Raw genomic sequence first — 22,689 nt, 5'->3', positions numbered from 1 at the left:
TATGATTATAGAGCCAAGAATGCGTGGGTTTATATGCTTAACAGCTCATCCGGAAGGTTGTGCACAAAGTGTGAAAAATCAAATCGAATACGTAAAATCTAAAGGAAATATAAACGGACCTAAAAGAGTTTTGGTGGTAGGAGCGTCAACCGGTTTTGGTTTAGCTTCAAGAATTACGGCTGCATTTGGATCAGAAGCTTCTACAATTGGAGTTTTCTTTGAAAAAGAGCCGGCGCCGGGAAAAACTGCAACACCGGGATGGTACAATTCTGCTGCTTTTGAGCAAGAAGCACAGAAAGCCGGATTATATGCGAAAAGCATAAACGGAGATGCATTTTCAAACGAAATCAAGCAACAGACCATAGATATGATTAAATCTGATTTAGGTCAGGTTGATTTAATTATTTACAGTTTGGCTTCACCGGTACGTTTACACCCGGTAACTGGTGTATTGCATCGCTCTGCGTTGAAACCTATCGGTCAGACTTTTACTGATAAAACAGTTGATTTTCATACGGGAGTAGTTTCCCAGGTTTCTATTGAACCAGCTGTTCAGGAAGATATCGATAATACAGTTGTGGTTATGGGTGGTGAAGATTGGACTATGTGGATTGATGCAATGAAAAATGCTGGTGTTTTGGCTGAAGGAGCTACTACAGTTGCTTATTCATACATCGGACCTGAAGTTACAGAAGCTGTTTATAGAAAAGGAACAATCGGACGTGCTAAAGATCATTTGGAATCTACAGCTTTTGAAATCACTGAATCATTAAAGGATTTAGGAGGAAAAGCATACGTTTCTGTCAATAAAGCATTGGTAACACAGGCGAGTTCGGCAATTCCGGTAATTCCATTGTACATTTCTTTGTTGTATAAAACAATGAAGGCAAAAGGAATCCATGAAGGATGTATAGAACAAATCCAACGATTATTCTCAGATAGATTGTATAATGGAATTGAAGTACCTTTGGATGATAAAGGACGTATCCGAATCGATGACTGGGAAATGCGTGATGATGTTCAGGATACTGTTAAATCACTTTGGACACAAGCTGATACCGAAACATTAAAAGAAATCGGTGATTTGGCCGGTTATAAACAGGATTTTCTTAATCTGTTTGGATTTGGTTTCGAAGGTGTTGATTACCTGGCCGACACGGATGAAATGGTTAAGATTGAGAGTATCTAATAACCTTAAAGAATATAAAAGGCCCTGAAAAATCAGGGCTTTTTTGTTATTAAATGAAACAAAACTAAAAGCAAAATGAAATTAAAACTACTGGTATCTGCCATTTTTTTTCTTGTAAAAGTTAATGCCCAATCCGGCTTTCAGTCGATGGTTAATCCTAAAGTGGCGTCAAGTTATACTTTTGCACAAAATGTTGAAACTTACAATGAAATAAACGGAGGTATTGTTTTGGGGAATACTTCAAGTGCCAATCACTGTTTTATTGATCCTGCCAATTTAATTGGTGAAACTGAAAATCTCATTCCTGGACCAGGTTTGCCAATTGGATTTGATTTTATATTTAACGGAAATACTTTTGACAGAGTGGCTGTTAATACTAACGGATGGCTTTCTTTTGGAAAGAGTGGTCTTGGTAATGGAGCAGTTTATTCACAAATTGCGACAGCTCCTATTTCTCAAGCTGCTGACGGTGATGGTAACGGCACACACGATATGAGTCCGAATGAAGAATTAAGAAATCGCGTTTCTGGTTTGGGAACAGATTTAAATGCTGCTGCTGATTCTGAATTACGAATTGAAACAATCGGAGTAGCTCCAAATAGAACATTTGTTGCGCAATGGGAAAACTTTAAAAGAAGTGGTAGTACAACGCATAATTATAATTTTCAAATCAGGTTAAACGAGACATTAAATACAGTTGAAATTGTTTATGGTGATATGGTTTTTGGGAATAATAATTATAGTGCTCAGGTTGGTTTAAGTGGTTATGATCAATCTGATTATAACAACCGATGGGTTTCTTCTTCTGCGAGTTCAACAAATTCATGGGCTAATACAGAGGCCGGATTTTCACCGTCCACAAATTGTAGTTTGGTGGCTACGATTCCTCCGCCCGTAAGCGGATCCGTATTTAGATGGACGCCAACAACAATGGGTATTCCCAATGAGAAATTTGTTGGATTGAAGGTATATCCAACAGTTACCGATAATATCTTGAATATTAATAATGTTTCTGAAATTGAAATTGTTAAAATTTACGATGTTTCCGGTAAAAAAATATATTCAAAAGAAATTCATAAAGCTAATTTTTTGATTGATTTTTCACAATTTACTTCAGGTATATACCTAGTGAATTTACAATCCGGAAATCAAACTAAAACAGTTAAAGTTATTAAGAAGTAAATTCTTACTTAATTATTAAAAATATTTTTTAAAGGCCTGTGTTTACAGGGTTTTTTCTTTTGAAATTATTAAAAATATAAGGAATATTTAATTTTTTTCATAAATTGCTTTGCTAATTATATACAAACAAGAAATATGAGAAAAATTACTTTATTGTTATTGCTGGTCTTTGCGTCAATATGTGATGTATTTGCACAGGGGCCTGCAAGTGCCTATGGGTTTTCAGAGTCAACTGAAACTTATGCACAAATTACGGGAACTACATCTACTGCAACAGGGGATGATGGAGAAGAAAACTCCATAAACATTGGATTTAACTTCGTTTTTGGCGGAGTTTCTTATTCAACTTTTAGTATTAGTACCAACGGTATTATTAAACTTGGCGCACCTATAGTTGATGCTGTTGATAATCACTGGACTAATACTCTAACTAACGGAGCTCAAGTAAATAAACCGTTTATTGCTACTTTCTGGGATGATAACCATTTAAGTACTGGTACAATTAGGTATTCATTAACAGGTACAGCTCCAAATCAGGTTTTAACAGTAAACTGGCATAATACGAAAATAGGTGGTACTGGATCAACTTCAGGTGCGGCTGTTTCAACAATACTCAGACTGTATGAAACTACAAACGTTATTGAAATGGTTTATAGTTCTCCATTTACAACTACAAATACAGTTTCTGCATCTGTTGGTCTAAATGACATGACATCTTTCTTAAGTGTAACACCGGCGGCTAGCTCTACGGCTTCATCAGTTACGGCGAATAATAGTATCAATGCTACTGTTATGGCAAATTTAGCTGGTAAAAAACTGATTTTTACTCCGCCTGTAGCGTGTTCTGGAACGCCAGTTGCAGGAAGTGTGACTCCGGCTTCACAAAATATATGTTCAGGAGTAACACCAGCTAATTTGGTAGCTAGTGGTTTTTCTACAGGTGTAACTGGTATTACATTCCAATGGGAAGAATCAAATGACAATGGTGTAGCAGATGCTTGGGCAAATGCAGTAGGAGGTTCTGGCGCAACTACAGCTTCATATACTCCACCAGTGTTTTCAGGAACACCTATTTATTACAGATTAAATGTGACATGTTCTAACTCAGTTTTATCTGCACAAACAGCTTCAGTGCTAATTACCATTCCTGTAGCTCCAACTAATCAGATTACTGCAGTAACTATTCCGGCTGCTTCAATTGGTTATTCACAAGCGACAGTTAACTGGACAAATGGAAACGGAAACAGAAGAGCAGTTTTTATTAGTAATTCTCCAACATTTACAGATCCTGTAAACGGTAATGCACCGGCATTAACTGCTAATGCTGTTTATGGAGGTTCAGGACAACAGCTAATTTATGATGGTACAGCTGCGACAGTTAATGTAACAGGGCTTTCTGGAGGGACACAATATTATATTAAAGCATATGAATATGTTAGATGTGGTTCAGGTCCATATGATTTTTACTTTAATACATCTACCGGAACGAATATAGGTAACTTTACAACTTGTTCAGCTTTGTCTGTTCCGGCATTGGAAAATTTTGCGACATATGTTCCGGGTTGTTGGATTGAAGCAGATAATGGTGATTTGACTGCTGGTCCGGCTACGTTTGGTACAAGTGCTTGGGTTGCTGATGGTTTTGGAAATGTAGGTACAACTGGAGCTACAAGAATTAACTTGGATGCAACTGGGGATAACGATTGGCTTTTGTCTCCTTTATATACAATTCCTGCTTCGGGTTATGAATTGAAATTTGATGCGTCGGCAAATCAATGGAATTCAACTTCAGCACCTACAACAGCATGGGAAGCTGATGATTTTGTAGAAGTTTTGGTTTCTACTGGTACAAATAACTGGACGGTTTTGTATACTTATAATAATGGTAATGTACCTTCTAGTACCGGTTCAACAAATATTTTAGATTTAGATGCTTATGCCGGACAAACAGTAAGATTTGCTTTTAGAGGCGTTGAGGGAGCTACAGATGGAGGTGCAGATATTGAATTCATCGTAGATAATTTTGAAATTAGATTAACACCTTCATGTTCAAACCCAGTAAGTTTGGTAGTTAATAATTTAACATTTTCAGCAGCTGATATATCATGGGCAGCTACAACAGGAAATTATCAATATATTCTGGATAACGTTGCTACTGATCCTGCAGGTGCTGGTACAACTTTGTCTGGTGAACTTTATAATGCAACTTTACTATCGCCTTCAACAACATACTATTTTCATGTAAGAACAGTATGTGCGGGACCATTATATAGTGTTTGGTCTACAATTTCTTTCACTACTCCGGCAACTCCTCCTTCAAATGACAACTGTTCAGGTGCGATTGCTTTAACGGCTGGAGGTTCTTTTGGTGAGTATGATGTTGTTGGAACAACTGTAGGAGCAAATACTGTTACTGGTTTGACTTATGGTTGCCAGGCTAACAGAGCTAATGATGTTTGGTATTCAGTTGTTGTGCCGGCATCAGGAAGTATTACGATTGAAACTCAAGTAGATGGTGCTTCGCCTTTGACTGATACAGTTCTTAGTGTTTTCTCTGGTACTTGTGGTGCATTAACAGAAGTGGGCTGTAGTGATGATGAAGGTACTGGTAATTTTTCTATTTTGAATTTGTTAGGTCTAACACCAGGAGAAACCCTTTATATAGGAGTTTGGAGATGGTCTTCGGCTACAAATGGTACATTTGCATTGTCTGCTTATGACGCTTCATTAGGAAATGATTCTTTTGATTTAAATGGATTTAAAGCATATCCTAACCCTGTAAAAGATATATTCAGAGTATCTTATGTGAAAGAAATTTCTTCAATTTCTGTTCATAACTTGTTAGGTCAGGAAGTATTGAGTCAAAAAGTAAATGCTTTGGCTTCTGAAATTAATTTGGCTAGTTTGTCAAGAGGTACTTATTTAGTTAAGGTTAATGTTGACGGATTAACAAATACAATTAAAGTGATTAAAGAATAATTGATCAAAATATTTTAGACAAGCCCGTGAGTAATCACGGGCTTTTTTTGTTAATATTATATAGAATTAACTTTAAATGTTTTTTTTTGTCAGTTTTTTTTTAATTTTAGCAAAAACTATAAAAAATTAATATGAAAAAAATTACTTTATTGTTAATGTTGCTAATTACTGGATTGCATGTAAATGCGCAATCTACCTGTCGGCAAACATTTAATGCTACAGGATCAGATGATGGTCCTACGGTATTGACGATCAACGCAGCTGATATTAATTGTAACGGTGCTGGTCCGGTTACAAGCATGAAGTTAACCGGTGCTGATGGAAGTCTTGATTCTTTTTTTTGTGGAGACTGGTATTCATTTGACTTGTCAATAGATGGCGGTACTCCGATCACTGGATGTGCGGCCGACTTTAATGATGTTGATATTACTGGTTTTACAACACTTACAATTACGTCAAGTGATTTGGATGCCTATTCGGATGGTGTGGATATTATAATCGATGTAGAAGTTACTTTTACTGCTACAGCCGCTCCAGCCTGTGTGGCTTTATCTGCACCTGCTAATGGTGAGATTAATGTTTTGGGTAGTTCTATTGCCTGGCCAGTGGCTACTGGTGGAGCAACCGGATATAAATTGAAAGTCGGAACTACACCTGGTGGTACTAATGTATTGAATATGTTCGATGCAGGAAATGTGACTTCTTATGATTTAGGTACATTATTACCTGGAACTACTTATTATGTAACGGTTGTTCCGTATAATGGAATTGGTGATGCTACTGCTTGTACAGAATCTTCATTTACAACATGTGGTGCAATTGCTGTTCCTGCTTTAGAAGATTTTACGGCTTTCTTACCGGGATGCTGGCAGGAAGGAGATAATGGTGATTTGACAACTGGTCCAAGTACTTTTGGTGCAAGTGGTTGGTTGGCTGATGGTTTTGGGAATAATGGTACAACGGGAGCAATCAGGTATAATGTTTATACATCAGGTGCAAATGATTGGATTATTTCTCCTTTGTATACAATACCGGCAACAGGATATGAACTTAAATTTGAAGCCGCTGCTGCTCAATATGCCGCAACAACTCCTCCAACAACTCCTTGGGAAGCTGATGATTCTGTTGAAGTTTTAGTATCTACTGGAACCACGAACTGGACAGTGCTTTATACATATAATGATACTAATGTTCCGTCAAATACAGGTTCGGTAAATGTAATTGATCTTGATGCTTTTGCAGGTCAAAATGTTAGATTTGCTTTCAGGGCTATTGAAGGTGGTGCTAACGGTAATGCTGATATTGATTTTTCTGTTGATAATTTTGAAATCAGATTATCACCGGCTTGTGTGGAACCGACTAACCTTATTGTGAATCCATTGTTGCATAATTCAGCAACAATTACATGGGCGCCGGCTTCAGGAAATTTTGAGTATGTTTTGGATAATTTGGCTTCTAATCCGGTTGGAGCTGGTACGCCAACGAGTTCAAATACTTATAATGCAACTCCATTAACACCGCTTACACAGTATTATTTTCATGTAAGAACAAATTGTGGTGCTGGAGTTTACAGTGCATGGTCGACAGTTCCTTTCACTACTTTGGCTACACCGCCTGCAAATAATGATTGTGCCGGAGCAACAGTTTTAACCCCTGGCGGAAGTTTTGGAGCTGGTGAAGTTGTAGGTACAAATGTTGGGGCTACTGCTTCTGAAAATGGAAACCCTTCAATTCCTGCTCCGGGTTGTGCCAGCTATCTTGGTGGAGACGTTTGGTATAGTGCTATTGTTCCTGCTTCTGGCTCATTGACTTTTGAAGTAAATACAGATTCAGGAGGTATTACTGATGGTGCAGGAGCTGTTTACAGTGGTGCTTGTGGTGCTTTAGTATTGGAAGATTGTGATGATTATTCAAGTAGTGATCCGCAAGACCAGCCGTTAATTTCTGTAACAGGCAGAACACCTGGAGAAATATTGTATTTCAGGGTTTGGGAGTATGGAAATAATAATTTCGGAACATTCAGGGTTTCAGCTTATGATGCATCATTAGGAAACGATTCTTTTGACTTAAACGGATTTAAAGCGTATCCAAATCCTGTTAAAGATATATTCAGACTATCTTATGTGAAAGAAATATCATCTGTTTCGGTTCACAATTTGTTAGGTCAGGAAATAATGAATGTAAAAGTTAATGCATTGTCTTCTGAAATCAATATGTCAGGTCTGTCAAGAGGTACTTATTTGGTTAAAGTTACTGTTGACGGATTGGTAAATACAATTAAAGTTATTAAAGAATAGATTTTCAGTTATGTAAATGTTAAAAAATGCCACAATTTATTGTGGCATTTTTTGTTAAAATGTACCTTTGCCAAAATTTTACAAATGAATTTTTCTTTTATCATCCCCGTTTATAATCGTCCTGAAGAGATTGATGAGCTTTTGGAGAGTTTAACTAAGCAAACTTATCAGAAGCCATTTGAAGTGGTTATTATTGAAGATGGTTCTACTGTACCATGTGAAAGTATTGTTGATAAATACCGGAGTAAACTGCAAATAACTTATTATCTGAAGTATAATTCAGGCCCTGGTGATTCGCGTAATTTCGGGATGCAGTATGCAAAGGGAGATTATTTTATCATCCTTGATTCTGATTGCATCATACCGCCGGATTATTTAAAAGAGGTTGATTTAAGTCTGACTGAAAAATACGTTGAATGTTTTGGAGGACCGGATAATATGCTACCTAGCTTTACATCTATACAAAAAGCGATTAACTTCACAATGACTTCAGTTTTGACAACAGGAGGAGTAAGGGGAGCGAGCGAAAAATTGGAAAAATTCCAGCCCAGAAGTTTTAATATGGGGATTTCAAAAAAAGCTTTTGAGGCTTCTAAAGGATTTTCAAATATTCACCCGGGAGAAGATCCTGATTTATCAATCCGTTTATGGAAATTAGGATATGAAACAAAATTGATTTCAAAAGCATTTGTATACCATAAAAGAAGAATTGATTGGGAAAAATTTTACATTCAGGTGAATAAATTCGGAAAGGTTCGTCCTATTCTTAATCAATGGTATCCTGAATATGCAAAACCAACATTCTTTTTGCCGGCTTTATTTGTATTGTTTTTTATAGTTGGATTAATTGGTTTGGTTTTTACTTTTGATTGGATTTTGAAGCTTTATTTCGCTTATACGGTTTTGATTTTCCTTGCATCAACATACAAAAACAGAAATTTAATAGTCGGATTTTATACCATAATAGCTTTGTGGAGACAATTTTTCGGATATGGATTAGGTTTTATAGAATCTTATTTTAAGATTAATATTTTGAAGAAAAAACCACAAGAAGCATTTCCAGAACTCTTTTTTAAAGTATAATGACTAAAATAATAGGACTAACCGGAGGCATTGGCAGTGGTAAAACAACTGTAGCAAGACTTTTTGAAGCCGAAGGTATTCCTGTTTACATAGCCGATGAGGAAGCCAAAAAAATTATGCTTTTCCCCGAAACTGTGTCAAAGGTCGAAGTGGTTTTTGGATCAGAAGTTCTTAATGACGGACAGATTGACCGTAAAAAACTTTCAGCTATAGTTTTCAATCATCCTGAAAAGCTGAAACAGCTCAACTCTATTGTGCATCCTTTGGTCAAAAAACATTTTGATGATTGGGTTAAAAGCCATGAAAAATTTCCATTTGTAATTAAAGAAGCTGCTATTTTATTTGAAAGTGGGAGTTATAAATATTGTGATAAAATAATCACTGTTTATGCTTCACTTGAGACCCGCATTAAAAGGGTAATGGCACGTGATAACGCTTCGGAAAAAGATGTTTTGGAGAGAATCCGGAATCAATGGTCCGATGCCGAAAGAATTTCTAAAAGCGATTTTGTTATAGAAAATGAAAATTATGCAGAAACAAAGTCAAAAACCTCCGAAATTCTTAAAATTTTGAAAAATCTTCAGTAAATTTATTAATTGTTAATATTTGGTTAATCCATTTAGGAGTCAAATGTTAAAATATTAAATTTGTATCAATGAATAAAGCCCTGTTTCGTTTAGTGATCGTTTTAATGACAGTTGCCCTTTTGGGTATCATCGCTGTTCAGGGATATCTTATTCACGCTTCTTTTAAGAATAAAGATGAGCAATTTACCTATCAGGTTAAGCAGGTAATTTCAAATGTTGCCAAGAAAGTCGAAGAGCAGGAAGCATTTTCTTTCTTAAGCAGGTTTAACCAGTTAAAGGATAGTATAGGTAAAGCGCCGCAACGAAGTGAGTTGATGAAATTTTTTTATGTCGAAAAAAATGAATTGACAAATGAAACGATCATATATTCAAGTAGTATCATACCGGAAGATTATTCGATTTCGGCTTCGTTCTTTGATAAAGCAAATGATTCAACACGGATCAAAAATTATGTAGCAAAGCGTGTAACTGAGGTTTATAACGAAAATACAATTCAGAATGAAGATGCCGGAACTGATGTTTTGCCTGCTGAAAAAATACAAAAAACAGGAGTCGTTGAAGTTTTGGATAAAGCACAGTTTCAACTTAATTTTAAAGATATTGCCGCTACGCGCTCCATTACACAGCGTGTGTCAAATCAGCAACTGGAAGCATTATTGCGTAGTGAATTGAATGAATACGGTATCAAAACACCATTTGAATTCGGGGTCTATAGTAATGGCTTAGCGACAAAAGTTAGGACAGAGGATTTTAAATTTGATAAGAAGAATACTTTTGATACACCAATATTTACTGATAACGACGGTGTAAGCAAGTTTCAGTTACTAGTTAGTTTTCCAAAGAAAAAAGCTTTTTTGGCTTCTGATTTAATTGGAATTGCAGTATTATCATTTTTGTTCACTGCAATTATTATTGTGGCTTATTACAGTGCGTTGAAGCAATTGAATACTCAGCGTCATATTTCTGAAATCAAAACAGATTTTATCAATAATATGACACATGAATTCAAGACACCGATTGCGACCATCAATCTGGCTCTTGATGCAATCAAAAACCCGAAAGTAATTGATGATAAGGAAAAAGTACATCGTTACCTTCAAATGATCAAAGATGAAAATAAGCGTATGCACGCCCAAGTAGAAAATGTGTTGCGTATTTCAAAACTGGAGAAAAAAGAATTGGATATCAGAAAGGAATCGTGCAATATGCATGATATCATCGAAGAAGCGGTTGAACACGTAAGCCTGATTATTGAAGACAGGGAAGGACAAATTGATGTCAATCTGAAAGCAACCAAGACAACCGTTTTACTAAACGATGTTCATTTTACAAATGTTCTGGTCAATATTCTGGAAAATGCGGTCAAATATTCACCTGATAAACCAATTATTCATGTGACTTCAGAGAATATCAAAAACTTCATTGTTGTCAAAATAAAGGATCAGGGATCAGGAATCAGTAAAGTGGCCCAAAAGAAAATTTTTGACAAATTTTACCGTGAACATACAGGAGATATCCATAATGTAAAAGGCCACGGATTAGGTTTAGCCTACGTGAAAAGAATAGTAGATGACCATCACGGAGAAGTGATGGTGGAAAGTGAAAAAGGAAAAGGAAGTACATTTATAATCAAACTCCCATTAATTTATTAAATTATGGAAACAAGCAAAAAAATATTATTAGTTGAAGATGATCCAAATTTTGGTTCAATTCTTCGTGACTATTTGTCTATGAATGATTTCGAAGTTGTCTTAGCCAAAAACGGTATGGAAGGATTCGAGAAGTTTAAGAAAGACAATTACGATTTGTGCATCCTGGATGTCATGATGCCATACAAAGACGGTTTTACTTTGGCTAAAGAGATTCGTGAGAAAAATAAGGAAGTGCCATTGATTTTCCTGACTGCAAAGACAATGAAAGAAGATGTATTGAAAGGATATAAAGTTGGAGCAGATGATTATCTGAACAAACCTTTTGATTCGGAAGTTTTATTGATGAAAATTAAGGCAATTATACAACGCAAAGCTTCTGAAGTGAAAGCTGATGTGGCTAAATTTGAATTTGAAATTGGTAAATTCCATTTGAATTCCAAATTGCGCTTCCTGACTTTCCCTGGTGACGAGCCTATCAAATTGTCTCCTAAAGAAAATGAATTGCTTAAAATGCTCGCATTACACGAAAATGACTTAATGCCAAGGGAATTAGCACTGACAAAAATCTGGAGAGACGATAACTACTTTACCTCAAGAAGTATGGACGTGTACATCGCTAAATTACGTAAGTATTTGAAATCTGACGGAAATGTCGAAATCTTAAACATTCACGGAGAAGGTTTCAGATTGGTTGTGAAGAAATAAAAAATACAGCATAAATAAAAAAAGCGCTCTTTTAAAGAGCGCTTTTTTTATGTCTGTTATCTTCTGAATTTATTTCGTGTAATGATGTTTTTCAGTTTGGCTTTCAAATCCTCTCCTGAATCGTAAACCATCTGTTCGCTGGTTGGGAAAGCGACAGATCTTCTTCCGAAATACTGTAAATAATCACTGTCACACGCATTGCGGTCACCATTGTAATTAGCATAGATATATTCAAAAACATATTCGCTTGACAATGGGAAAGTATCGATCAACTGATTGGTTCTAAAATCGATATAGTCAATTTTAGCGGTGATCTGACACGCTTTGAATTGTTTGAATTCGTAGATTTTGGCACGAACGGTTTTCATATTGTCAACCATCACAGTGTTGCCTTGTGCATCTTTAACCGGATTTCCCTGTGCGTCCAATACAGGTTTTTTACCGTCGGCAATTTGCTTTTCTTTTACAAATTCACGCTCTTTAATTTGTTCCGGTGAAATATCGATGTTTCTGAAATTCACAATCATCGCAAAGTCATATTTAACATCTTTTACGCGGTTGCTGTGGTATACCGTCCATTTGTCATTCAGTCCAAAAGTACTGAAATCCAACAAATCGCTTTGTAAACGGGTTGGTATGATCATGTTCGTTTCGTTTTTTGTGTACACATGGACATAATCAGTTCCTTTGAAGTGTGCTTCGTCCATCAGGTTTTTAATGTCTTTATAACCCGGATTGATTTCGTTTAAATACCCTAAATCATCAAAAGCCTTACGGAAACTCATTTTATCGTTTTGCTTCATTAACGCTTTTGAGTTATCGTACAAATATTTCGATAAGGCATCTTTTGCTTTGATAGTCTGTACCGAATAATCGTCAAAAGGGAAAATAGCATTACGTCCTTCCTGTAAAAGTGGTAGCGGAAGCAACGGTCTGATGCGTTCCTGACGGTTATTTATTTGAATATAAGTGTTGTAAATTTTCTCAAAATTAGCAGGATTGCCTTCTTTCTGCATCATTTCCACATTGCGTAAATCACGCTCTTTGGCTTTTGCAAAGGCTTCTTCCAATAAATAAACGTATTCCTGTTTGCCTTTGGAGGCCTTGTTTGTTTTTAATGATTCGACAGATCTGCTAATGGCTGCATCGTAATTTCCATCACTCAAAAGTGATTGTGTTTTCTTAACACCGCTGCAACTGATTAAAAATGAAACCGATAAGATTAAAATCGTAATTTTTTTCATAGAATTGAGATTTTGGCAAAGATATGTTTTTAGGAGCTATTTCCGGCTGTACGCTGTATCTTTTTGTTATACTTCACTTGCGTTACGTATAACAAAAAGGATGCCGCTTCCATCGGGGCTATGAAAAAACTTCACGAAATTACATTTTTTTAATGAATTAAAGCCACTATTTCCCGGACGGGCGGTACTCTAAATCAATCTCTGTCGACCAACTTTTACCTTCATCTGCCGAGATTTCACCAAGCTGTCTTACTTTTCCGTCTTTGAGTTTGAAAAAAGTCAGTTTTCGAATACTTGTAGAGTCGTTTTTATTCGGGAATGGCCGACTTAAAAAATGCATAACTCCATTTTCATAATGACCGGTTAAGTATTCAGTGCTTCCGCCTGTATTATCAACCCAGTTTTGTTGCCATTGTTTTGTCGCTGCATTATAGGAATTGTAGCTTTTACCGCTAAAGATGAGTCCTCTTTGTGCTCCGGCAGAAGTCCATTCTTCAAGTATGACACAATTGTCCAATATTTTTGATATCCGTGAATTTCCGGTTAGCTTACCGTTTAATCCGTAGACGTCCCATGTTCCGATCCAGAAATCGAATTCATTGTATTTTGGGTCAGATTCACAAGGTTTTTGGGCGAAAATAAGGTTTGCAATTAAGATGAAACCTAAAGCTATTAGTTTTTTCATACTTAAAGATAAAAAAATAAGAGCAACTTTATGGAATTGCTCTTATTTTAAATAGGGTATATTTTTCTTATTTCGTTGGAATAGGAGGAAGCAATTTGCTTGAAACTTCTCCAAAACCGATTCTTACTTTATCATTCTGACAGTATCCACGCATAATTACCGTATCGCCGTCATTGATGAATTTGCGTTCTGAACCGTCTTTCATCTGTATTGGGTTTTTTCCGCCCCAAGTCAGTTCCAGCATCGACCCGAATGAATTTTCTGTTGGCCCGGAAATCGTTCCTGAACCCATCATATCACCGGAGTTGATTCTGCATCCGTTAATGGTGTGGTGTGCCAACTGCTGGCTCATGGTCCAATACATATATTTCATGTTTGAATCACAAACGACAGTTTCGTCTCCGTTTTCAGGAGTAATGGCTACCTGTAAATTAATATCGAAGGCATGATCACCTGTCTGTTGTAAATAAGGAAGTGGAGTAGGCTCCTGTTTTGGCTGTGCACAACGGAATGGCTCCAAAGCATCCATCGTTACAATCCAAGGTGAAATCGATGAAGCAAAGTTTTTAGCCAGGAATGGTCCAAGTGGCACATATTCCCATTTTTGGATATCACGTGCACTCCAGTCATTCAATAATACCATACCAAAGATATAATCTTCAGCTTCACCTACCGGAATGTTTTCGCCCATAATGTTGGCATCGGTTGTGATGAAGGCAGTTTCCAATTCAAAATCTACCAATCTTGATGGCCCGAAAACAGGTGCTGTAGCATCAGCCGGCATGGTTTGTCCCATTGGTCTGTGAACCGGAATTCCTGAAGGAACAATCGTCGAACTTCTTCCGTGGTAACCTACCGGAATGTGTAACCAGTTCGGTAATAAAGCATTTTCCGGATCGCGGAACATTTTTCCAACATTGGTAGCGTGTTCCTTACTTGAATAAAAGTCGGTGTAATCTCCAATGAAAACCGGAAGCTGCATTTCCACATCTTCCATTCTGAAAATAACGACGTCACGGTGTTTTTTGTTATCTCTCAAAGCCGGGTTTTCGGCATCAAAAATGTCTGCAATGCGGTTACGGACTAATCGCCACGTTTTTTTTCCGTCAGAAATGAAATCATTCAGTGTGTCCTGTAAGAAAACATCATCAGTCAATTCAATTCCTTCGAAGTATCCTAATTGTTGCAACGCACCTAAATCAATGGCAAAATCTCCCAAACGCGTCCCTACAGTTACGATATTCTCTTTGGTTAAAAATACTCCAAAAGGAATGTTTTGTATGGGGAAATCACTGTCGGAAGTAATTTCTAACCATGATTTTCTGTTTGGGTTGTTAGCAGTTATAGGCATAATTTATTTTTTTGTGATAATATGTTGTTTTGATAGTTCAAATATAGTTTCTATTGGGATTATACCAAACACTTTTTGTACTTTTGACGGGTATTTAACAAAAATTAATTAAAATGCAACGCGACGAACAAATTTTTGATTTAATTCTTGATGAGCAAGACAGACAGATTCACGGTATTGAGCTTATTGCCTCTGAGAATTTTGTAAGTGACCAGGTTATGGAAGCAGCCGGTTCATGTTTAACCAATAAGTATGCTGAAGGCTATCCGGGTAAGAGATATTACGGTGGTTGTGAAGTGGTTGATATTATAGAGCAAATCGCCATTGACAGAGCAAAAGCGCTTTTTGGTGCCGAGTATGTAAATGTGCAGCCGCATTCAGGTTCACAGGCTAATACAGCTGTTTTTGCTGCTTGTTTAAAACCAGGGGATAAAATTTTAGGTTTTGATTTGTCGCACGGAGGCCACTTGACACACGGTTCACCGGTTAATTTTTCAGGTAAATTATATAGCCCTGTTTTCTACGGTGTAGATGCAGAAACTGGAGTTTTAAACTACGATAAAATTCAGGAAATTGCGACTAAAGAGCAGCCTAAAATGATTATTGCCGGTGCTTCGGCCTATTCACGTGATATGGATTTCAAACGTTTCCGAGAAATCGCTGATTCAGTAGGAGCAATTCTTATCGCTGATATTTCACATCCTGCCGGTTTAATCGCTAAAGGTTTAATGAATGACCCAATTCCACATTGTCATATTGTAACAACTACTACACATAAAACATTGCGCGGACCGCGTGGCGGTATGATCATGATGGGTAAAGATTTTGAAAACCCGTGGGGATTAACAACGCCAAAAGGTGAAATCAGAATGATGTCCCACGTATTGGATATGTCTGTTTTCCCCGGAAACCAAGGTGGGCCTTTGATGCATATAATTGCAGCTAAAGCGGTAGCTTTCGGTGAGTGTTTATCAGATGAGTTCTTTACTTATGCAGTACAGGTACAGAAAAATGCAAAAGCTATGGCTGCAGCATTTGTAAAAAGAGGATATAACATCATTTCAGGTGGTACAGACAACCACATGATGTTGATTGACTTACGCAACAAAAATATTTCAGGAAAAGAAGCTGAGAATGCTTTGGTCAAAGCTGAAATCACTGTAAATAAAAATATGGTTCCTTTTGATGATAAATCACCATTTGTAACGTCTGGTATCCGTGTGGGAACTCCGGCAATCACAACCCGTGGTTTAGTGGAAGCAGATATGGAAACAGTTGTGGATTTAATCGACCGTGTATTGATGAACCATACAAACGAAGAAGTATTGGAGCAGGTTGCTGATGAAGTAAACGACATGATGAGCGAAAGAGCAATGTTTGTTTTCTAAAAACAAATATTCTTAAATATAAAAAAATCCCGCTTAAAGGCGGGATTTTTATTTATAATTTTTATTCATTCAAATGTTGGTATGCTCCTAAATCGGGTGGTGAAGTTCTGTCTCTGTCATCAGCATCTTTAGGTATGATAAGTGCATTGTTTCCTTTTCCAATAACCGATGAAGCTAATAAAACCCTCAAATTGTTCTTTTGTGCATCTTTGAACTTCGGATCGTTCAATGTCTGGAAATTACTCACGATATTATTTTTCGAAGCCGGGTTTTTGACGAAATCATACATCGGTCCGGTAAATTGATTGTTCAAATCACTAAAGCGGATTAAACAGTAGTTGATATCAAAGTTAAATGTTATGCTAGTATTGCTGTCTTTTACTAAGCCAACCTCAATACTGTTAGTTCCGTAAATAATCGAATTAGTGAAAGTCGCATTGTCTAAGTTAACTGGTGCTGTTTGTCCGTCATTAAGAGTGTTGCTTATTATGACGGCCGGTGTCGACCGTGATCCACCTGACCAGTAATTGGCAAATGTACAGTGGTTGAAGTTGTAATTTCCTCCAAGTGTACAGGCTAAAGCATATTGTCCGGCTTTGTTGATTACAATGTTTTTTCCGTTTATTTTTCCGGTGCGGGCTAAAATCCCGGCTACCGATGAATTGTAAATCTGTGTATTCTCTATTTCAACAGTCGTTCCGTCATTATTCTGGATAAACAAACCAACAGTTGAATTCTTGATGGTTAGGTTTTTGAAACGGTTGTCCGTACTTCCGTCGGTTAAAATAATCGAAAACCATTGTCCGGGTACTTCGGCAAATCCGGGTTCTAAACGGTCGCCTTCAAAAATAACCTCATTCTCCAATGCTGCTGTTGTCGACGGTGTTCCATTAACATGAATACTGGCATCATTAGCTACAATTATACCTGATTGATCATGAAAATGAACTCTTGCACCCGCATCGATTTCCAGTACTTTGTTATTCGGGACGGTTGGGAAACCATAAATGACATACGGCTTTGTATTGTTGAAATGTAATTCGTTTCCGTTGACCGGATCACTTTCATCTAAAGGAAAAGAAGTTAATTTAGGATTGGTTTCAGATAACGGTAATCCTTCATAGGTAAATGTTCCGTCAGGATTTTGTGTCCGCTGCGGATAAATAAAATAGGCATCCTGTATTAAAGTAACGAGGTCAACATCCTGTTGGTTACTTCCGGAATCAAATAAAATCTTATCGGTATAGAGGAAATCGGTTGGATCGGCCTCTTCAATTCCGGCTGTTGCTTCAATAAAAATGTACAAACTGTCTTTGGCCAATATCTCCACATTTTCAAAATACTTTCCTTTATTGTCCCTGCCTCTCATTCCGTCAACCATCATACGGTATTTGGAATTATCGCCTCTTTGGAAGGCTATCGAGGGGATATGGATGTCATCACTACTTTTGTTATAAACCTTTAAAGTATAAGTGCTGGTACTGGTGTTGGTGAAAACAGTATCCAGGTAAACGGTGTCTTTTGAAAATTTCAGTTTTCCGTTACTCGCAACGGTTTCAAAATCCTTTCTGCAGGAAGTAAGTGATAAACTTAAAACAGCGAAAAACAGGAGTATATAGCGCATTTTTTCAGATTAAATTTTGATAAAAATAGTCAATTATTATAAACGGGCGAAATTGTTTTTTATTCTGCCCGATTAAATTTAATCGTAAATTTCGTAAATTTGATACACTAAATAAAAAATATGTCTTTTAATAAAGAAGAAGTTCTTAAAAAATGCAATGAATGGTGCCAAAATACCCTGATGCAAACTCTTGAAATTGAATATGTTGATGCCGGTGAGGACTTTTTAGTTGCAACCATGCCCGTAAATACGAGAGTGCACCAACCTATGGGATTATTGCACGGAGGAGCATCAGTTGCATTGGCTGAAAGTGTTGGAAGTGCAGCCTCTATCATGTTTATCAATCATGAAAAACAGGAGGTAAGGGGAATTGAAATTTCTGCCAATCATTTAAAAAGCAAAAGAGAAGGTGTCGTAACTGCTACCGCAAAAATTATTCACAAAGGAAGATCGATTCACCTGTGGGAAATTAAAATAGTTGACGAGCAGGGAAGCATCATTTCACTTTGTAAACTGACTAATATGATTTTGCCCAAAAGACAAGGATGAAAAGTTTATTCGAAAAAGTTCACCTCCATCAAAGACTAAACCTGCCTTACGTGGTTTACAGAAAGCCTAATTCAAAGACTTTGATTGGGGTATTCCAGAATAATGACCATCTTTATTTTTCCGAAAACTTTACCGAAAAAGGATTCGTATTCGCACCTTTCGATGGTACACCCGTGATTTTTCCGCTTGATAAAACCGAAGTAATCTACAACAGTATTTATTTCGAGCATGAATTCGAATCGCATATCAGTGATGAAACTGAAAACTTATTTGAGAAAGAAGCGTTTGTTACATTGGTCAAAAAAGGAGTTTTTGCTATCAGAAGAGGTGAATTCAGTAAAGTTGTGCTGTCAAGGAAAGAAATTGTAAACCTGGATAGTTTTGACATGCAACTGACTTTTGAACGGATGCTGCAATTGTATCCTTCGGCTTTTTGTTATTGCTGGTTTCATCCGAAAGTGGGAACGTGGATGGGAGCAACACCGGAAAAACTGATTCAGGCCGAAGGCGATGTTTTCAATACAATGTCATTGGCAGGGACACAAACCTATGAAGGAACAGAAGTCGTTTTCTGGAAAGAAAAGGAAAAAGAAGAACAGGAATTTGTTACCGAATTCATTCTCGAAAATCTGAAATCACACGCGTTCAATATATCGGCATCGAATCCGTATACTTCAAGAGCCGGGAATTTACTGCATTTGCGTACTGATGTTGAAGGAATTATCAACGATGATTCGAATTTGAAGAAAGTCATTGATATCCTGCATCCGACACCCGCCGTATGTGGTTTGCCAAAATTCACCGCAAAAGATTTTATTTTGAAATTTGAAGGCTACGATCGTGAGTTTTATACCGGTTTTTTAGGGGAATTGAATCATAATTTCGGAAATGATGACAATGCAACTGATATTTTTGTCAATCTGCGTTGTATGAAAATAATAATGAATCAGGCCCAATTATTTATAGGTTGCGGAATTACCAAAGACAGCAACCCCGAAGCCGAATGGGAAGAAACCAGAAATAAATCAAAAACAATGAGACGTGTTTTATAACACTTATTGTCCGTTTCATGAAATACAAAATTAATTTATGAAGTTAGATATATTAGCCTTCGGAGCGCATCCGGATGACGTTGAATTGGGTTGTGCCGCAACCTTGGCCAAAGAAATTTCGTTAGGAAAGAAAGTCGGAATTGTCGATTTGACACGGGGTGAACTCGGGACGCGCGGTACGGCCGAAATCCGAGATCAGGAAGCGGCAAAGGCAGCTGAAATCTTAAAAGTATCAGTTCGAGAAAACCTGAACTTCCGTGACGGTTTCTTCCGTAATAATGAAAAACACCAGCTGGAAGTGATCCGCATGATCCGTAAATATAAACCCGAAATCGTGATTTGTAACGCTATTAACGACCGCCATATCGATCACGGTAAAGGGAATAAACTGGTATCCGATGCGTGCTTTTTATCAGGATTACCCAAAATAGAAACAAGTTATAATAATAGTATACAGGAAGCCTGGCGTCCTAAATTAGTTTATCATTATATCCAATGGTTGCCAATTGAACCTGATTTTGTTGTTGATGTGACGGGCTTTATGGACATCAAAATGAAATCCATTTTGGCTTATTCGTCTCAGTTTTATAATCCGGGAACTAATGAACCGGAAACGCCAATTACTTCAAAAAACTTTCTGGACAGCGTAAAATACCGTGCACAAGACCTCGGAAGGCTTATCGGAACAGATTTTGCCGAAGGATTTACGGTAGAAAGATATTTGGCAGTCAATAGCTTAGGGGATTTGAAGTAAATTTTTGTAAAAAACTTTTGCAAAACCCAACTTTTGCAATATATTTGCACTCGCAAAAGGGAAATGAGCCTCTTTAAGAAGTAAAAGCCCTCAAGCAAATACCAAATGGTGATTGTAGCTCAGTTGGTTAGAGCGTTGGATTGTGGTTCCAAAGGTCGCGGGTTCGAGACCCGTCTTTCACCCAAAAGCCCTGAAGTAATTCAGGGCTTTTTTTGTGTCCTTTACTCTCGTGTTTAACAGTAGTCCTTTAAAACTTTATCTGTAGCCATTTTTTTGGATGATCAAAAAAATGCTACAACCGGTTTGTAGCAATAAAGTTTCCTGATAAAAAAATGCTACAACTACTTTGCTGCAAAATGCAATTCGGATTTAAAAAATACTGTGGCTACATCGTTGTCCCACCATCGACAATAATTTTCTCATTGCGTAAAACCAACGAATTTTCAGAAACCAAAAATTCTAAAACAGGTGCAATATCTTTCGGATTAACAATTCTGCCAATTGGAGAAATAGTTGAAAAATGATCTAACAGATTTTTAATCGCTTCATTACTCATGCCCGATTTTTGTTGAATTGGACTTTCTGTAACACCGGGACTGATAATATTTACACGAATTCCTTTTGATGCAAGTTCCAAATTCAAAACTTTAGCGATACTTTCGATAGCCGCTTTACTTGCCGTATAAACACTTGTATCTGCAAACGCTTTAAAAACTACTACCGACGTGTTTAAAACCACACTCGATGGATTTTTTAAAATGGGAACAAATTTTTGCGTTGTAAAAAAAGCTCCTTTGAAATTAATATTCATCGTTTCATCAAAAATCTCTTCTGTAGTGGCTTCAAAACCCGACGATTTGAAAATTCCGGCATTGACAAATAAGCCATCTATTTTGGTGTATTTCGCTTTGACCAAATCCACAAGCTCATCTATCGCAGATAAATTTGAAGTATCCGATATAAATCCTGTTGCTTTATATTTCAGTTTTTTCAAAGCCTCATTTAAGTTTTCTTCAGACCGCCCCGTAATAACAACTTCATAACCTTTATCTATAAGATGCTCTGCACAGGCAAAACCAATTCCTGTTGTACCGCCTGTAATGACAATTACTTTTTTATCCATTATTTTCCGTTTAATTTTCTCACAAAGAAAAAACATAACTACATTTATGGCAAGAACGCACTTAGAAGTAATGTACTTACAAAAAAGACGGAATTGTTGAAAATCAACACCTTGATTAATGGAAATTATTGAAAAAAAATATAAAAATGCCACCGAATGTCCCATAACTGTTTTTATGGACAAAATCGGAGGTAAATGGAAACCTGTAATTGTATGGCTTTTACTAAAAAATGGAACAATGCGTTTCAGTGAATTAGACAAATCAATGAACGGAATTACGCAAAAAATGCTTTCCCAACAGCTAAAAAGTTTAGAAGAAGAAAACATCATTAAACGGGTTTCTTATCCTGTTATTCCGCCAAAAGTAGAATACAGCTTAACTGAAAAAGGGGTTACATTATCGGAGCTTTTAGAAGGAATTATGAAGTGGAGTAAATCAAACTTAATTGAAAATATAAGCTAATAAGTATTGCCAAAAGTAGGGTTGAGTATATTAGATAGAACTTTTGTATTTAATAGTTTCAGATAAAATCTTACATCAAGTGTTTTTTATACATTTAGCCTACTGTAAATAATGTTGTATTTCGATCTATGACCTATATTTATGAGCTAAGTTAGTTTAACGTTAATCAACAAAATTCTAAAATGCACTATAGTAAATTTTCGTACGACGATTTGATTGAGTCTTATGCAAACATGATAGCTTATTCCGGAAAAGTTGAACCTGAAATAATACAGGAAATTGAAAATCGGGGAGGTCTGGATAAATTTCTCAGAGCAATTGATAATAATAAAAAGCATCGCGTTGAAGTTGACCGAATTATTAAAGAAGTTTTTGAATTAAGCAGCGATTTTAAAGATTTGGAATTCATAAAGCAATTTATAAAATCAGATGTTTTAAGACATGATGATTTAAATGATCTGATCGAAAGAAAATTTGAGGAACATCAGAAAATGACCGCTGATAAAAAAATTAATTCGAAAACTGTCTTTGGAAGCTTATTAGGAATTCTGGCAGGAAGTCTTTTAGGGTTTTTATTCTTGTTTTTGAGTACGTTTATTTTTGGAGGAATTGTATCGTACTTATTTTTCTTTGTCATGTTTATCTGCTATTCTTCAATTAAATTTATTACAAAACAATCTAGAAATAATGCTGTTGTTTATGTGGTAACATTCATCGCAACCGTAATTTCGGTTTTACTTTCATTTATTGCAACAGGTGTGATATAAACTTTTATGATGGTA

General features: G+C 36.6%; 19 protein-coding genes and 1 tRNA gene. 15 read left to right on the top strand and 5 right to left on the bottom strand.

What is annotated here, in order from left to right; genetic code table 11:
• The first annotated feature begins 1 nt into the window (after position 1).
• From fabV to NAT51_RS08640, 8 genes are all read left to right on the top strand, one after another.
• Entirely contained in the window at positions 2–1,189 is a 1,188-nt protein-coding gene (gene fabV, locus NAT51_RS08675; RefSeq protein ID WP_250597943.1) for an enoyl-ACP reductase FabV, read from the top strand.
• Between the two features lie 75 nt (positions 1,190–1,264).
• Positions 1,265–2,371 carry a T9SS type A sorting domain-containing protein gene (locus NAT51_RS08670; protein ID WP_250597941.1) on the top strand — a complete coding sequence of 369 codons (1,107 nt, stop codon included), beginning with the start codon at positions 1,265–1,267 and terminating at the stop codon, positions 2,369–2,371.
• Between the two features lie 135 nt (positions 2,372–2,506).
• On the top strand, positions 2,507–5,350 hold the full coding sequence (locus tag NAT51_RS08665) for a T9SS type A sorting domain-containing protein (protein WP_250597939.1): 2,844 nt from the start codon (positions 2,507–2,509) through the stop codon (positions 5,348–5,350).
• Positions 5,351–5,481: 131 nt separating this feature from the next.
• Complete coding sequence (locus NAT51_RS08660) at positions 5,482–7,647, top strand: T9SS-dependent choice-of-anchor J family protein (protein ID WP_250597931.1); 2,166 nt, start codon at positions 5,482–5,484, stop codon at positions 7,645–7,647.
• 84 nt (positions 7,648–7,731) lie between these two features.
• Complete coding sequence (locus NAT51_RS08655; RefSeq protein ID WP_250597922.1) at positions 7,732–8,730, top strand: glycosyltransferase; 999 nt, start codon at positions 7,732–7,734, stop codon at positions 8,728–8,730.
• A complete protein-coding gene (coaE, locus tag NAT51_RS08650) occupies positions 8,730–9,317 on the top strand; it encodes a dephospho-CoA kinase (RefSeq protein ID WP_250597920.1) in 588 nt (195 codons plus the stop codon). The genes NAT51_RS08655 and coaE overlap by 1 nt, the downstream gene beginning before the upstream one ends.
• Positions 9,318–9,385: 68 nt before the next feature.
• On the top strand, positions 9,386–10,969 hold the full coding sequence (locus NAT51_RS08645; RefSeq protein WP_250597918.1) for a sensor histidine kinase: 1,584 nt from the start codon (positions 9,386–9,388) through the stop codon (positions 10,967–10,969).
• 3 nt (positions 10,970–10,972) lie between these two features.
• Entirely contained in the window at positions 10,973–11,674 is a 702-nt protein-coding gene (locus NAT51_RS08640; protein WP_250597916.1) for a response regulator transcription factor, read from the top strand.
• A 56-nt stretch (positions 11,675–11,730) separates the two neighbouring features.
• Here the strand turns inward: NAT51_RS08640 and NAT51_RS08635 are convergent, their stop codons facing one another.
• From NAT51_RS08635 to fahA, 3 genes are all read right to left on the bottom strand, one after another.
• The gene (locus NAT51_RS08635) at positions 11,731–12,918 is read right to left on the bottom strand and encodes a hypothetical protein (RefSeq protein ID WP_250597914.1); all 1,188 of its coding nucleotides are present in this window, start codon (positions 12,916–12,918) and stop codon (positions 11,731–11,733) included.
• A 166-nt stretch (positions 12,919–13,084) separates the two neighbouring features.
• A complete protein-coding gene (locus NAT51_RS08630) occupies positions 13,085–13,603 on the bottom strand; it encodes a hypothetical protein (RefSeq protein ID WP_250597912.1) in 519 nt (172 codons plus the stop codon).
• Between the two features lie 67 nt (positions 13,604–13,670).
• Positions 13,671–14,954 (bottom strand): fumarylacetoacetase, encoded by a 1,284-nt coding sequence (gene fahA / locus NAT51_RS08625; protein WP_250597910.1) that lies wholly within the window; start codon positions 14,952–14,954, stop codon positions 13,671–13,673.
• A 113-nt stretch (positions 14,955–15,067) separates the two neighbouring features.
• On the opposite strand from fahA, the gene glyA reads away from it, so the two are divergent.
• Positions 15,068–16,342, top strand: a complete 1,275-nt coding sequence (glyA, locus tag NAT51_RS08620) for a serine hydroxymethyltransferase (RefSeq protein WP_250597902.1) — start codon at positions 15,068–15,070, stop codon at positions 16,340–16,342.
• Between the two features lie 61 nt (positions 16,343–16,403).
• Here glyA and NAT51_RS08615 read toward each other — a convergent pair whose 3' ends face one another.
• The gene (locus NAT51_RS08615; RefSeq protein ID WP_250597900.1) at positions 16,404–17,966 is read right to left on the bottom strand and encodes a right-handed parallel beta-helix repeat-containing protein; all 1,563 of its coding nucleotides are present in this window, start codon (positions 17,964–17,966) and stop codon (positions 16,404–16,406) included.
• A 120-nt stretch (positions 17,967–18,086) separates the two neighbouring features.
• On the opposite strand from NAT51_RS08615, the gene NAT51_RS08610 reads away from it, so the two are divergent.
• The 4 genes from NAT51_RS08610 (at position 18,087) to NAT51_RS08595 (ending at position 20,504) form a co-directional block, all read left to right on the top strand.
• Entirely contained in the window at positions 18,087–18,515 is a 429-nt protein-coding gene (locus NAT51_RS08610) for a hotdog fold thioesterase (protein ID WP_250597898.1), read from the top strand.
• On the top strand, positions 18,512–19,567 hold the full coding sequence (locus NAT51_RS08605; RefSeq protein ID WP_250597896.1) for an isochorismate synthase: 1,056 nt from the start codon (positions 18,512–18,514) through the stop codon (positions 19,565–19,567). The genes NAT51_RS08610 and NAT51_RS08605 overlap by 4 nt, the downstream gene beginning before the upstream one ends.
• Before the next feature lie 37 nt (positions 19,568–19,604).
• Complete coding sequence (bshB1, locus tag NAT51_RS08600; protein WP_250597894.1) at positions 19,605–20,321, top strand: bacillithiol biosynthesis deacetylase BshB1; 717 nt, start codon at positions 19,605–19,607, stop codon at positions 20,319–20,321.
• 107 nt (positions 20,322–20,428) lie between these two features.
• Positions 20,429–20,504: transfer RNA gene (locus NAT51_RS08595), tRNA-His, on the top strand.
• Between the two features lie 202 nt (positions 20,505–20,706).
• On the opposite strand, the gene NAT51_RS08590 is transcribed toward NAT51_RS08595, so the two are convergent.
• Positions 20,707–21,444, bottom strand: coding sequence for an SDR family NAD(P)-dependent oxidoreductase (locus NAT51_RS08590; protein ID WP_250597892.1), 738 nt, complete (start codon positions 21,442–21,444; stop codon positions 20,707–20,709).
• 118 nt (positions 21,445–21,562) lie between these two features.
• On the opposite strand from NAT51_RS08590, the gene NAT51_RS08585 reads away from it, so the two are divergent.
• Complete coding sequence (locus NAT51_RS08585) at positions 21,563–21,907, top strand: winged helix-turn-helix transcriptional regulator (RefSeq protein WP_250597890.1); 345 nt, start codon at positions 21,563–21,565, stop codon at positions 21,905–21,907.
• 182 nt (positions 21,908–22,089) lie between these two features.
• Positions 22,090–22,674 carry a hypothetical protein gene (locus tag NAT51_RS08580; protein ID WP_250597888.1) on the top strand — a complete coding sequence of 195 codons (585 nt, stop codon included), beginning with the start codon at positions 22,090–22,092 and terminating at the stop codon, positions 22,672–22,674.
• Positions 22,675–22,689 lie beyond the last annotated feature (15 nt).

It is taken from the genome of Flavobacterium amniphilum, from assembly GCF_023634845.1.
GTDB classification, from domain to species: Bacteria; Bacteroidota; Bacteroidia; order Flavobacteriales; family Flavobacteriaceae; genus Flavobacterium; species Flavobacterium amniphilum.
This window is presented reverse-complemented; position numbering and strand designations above follow the sequence as displayed.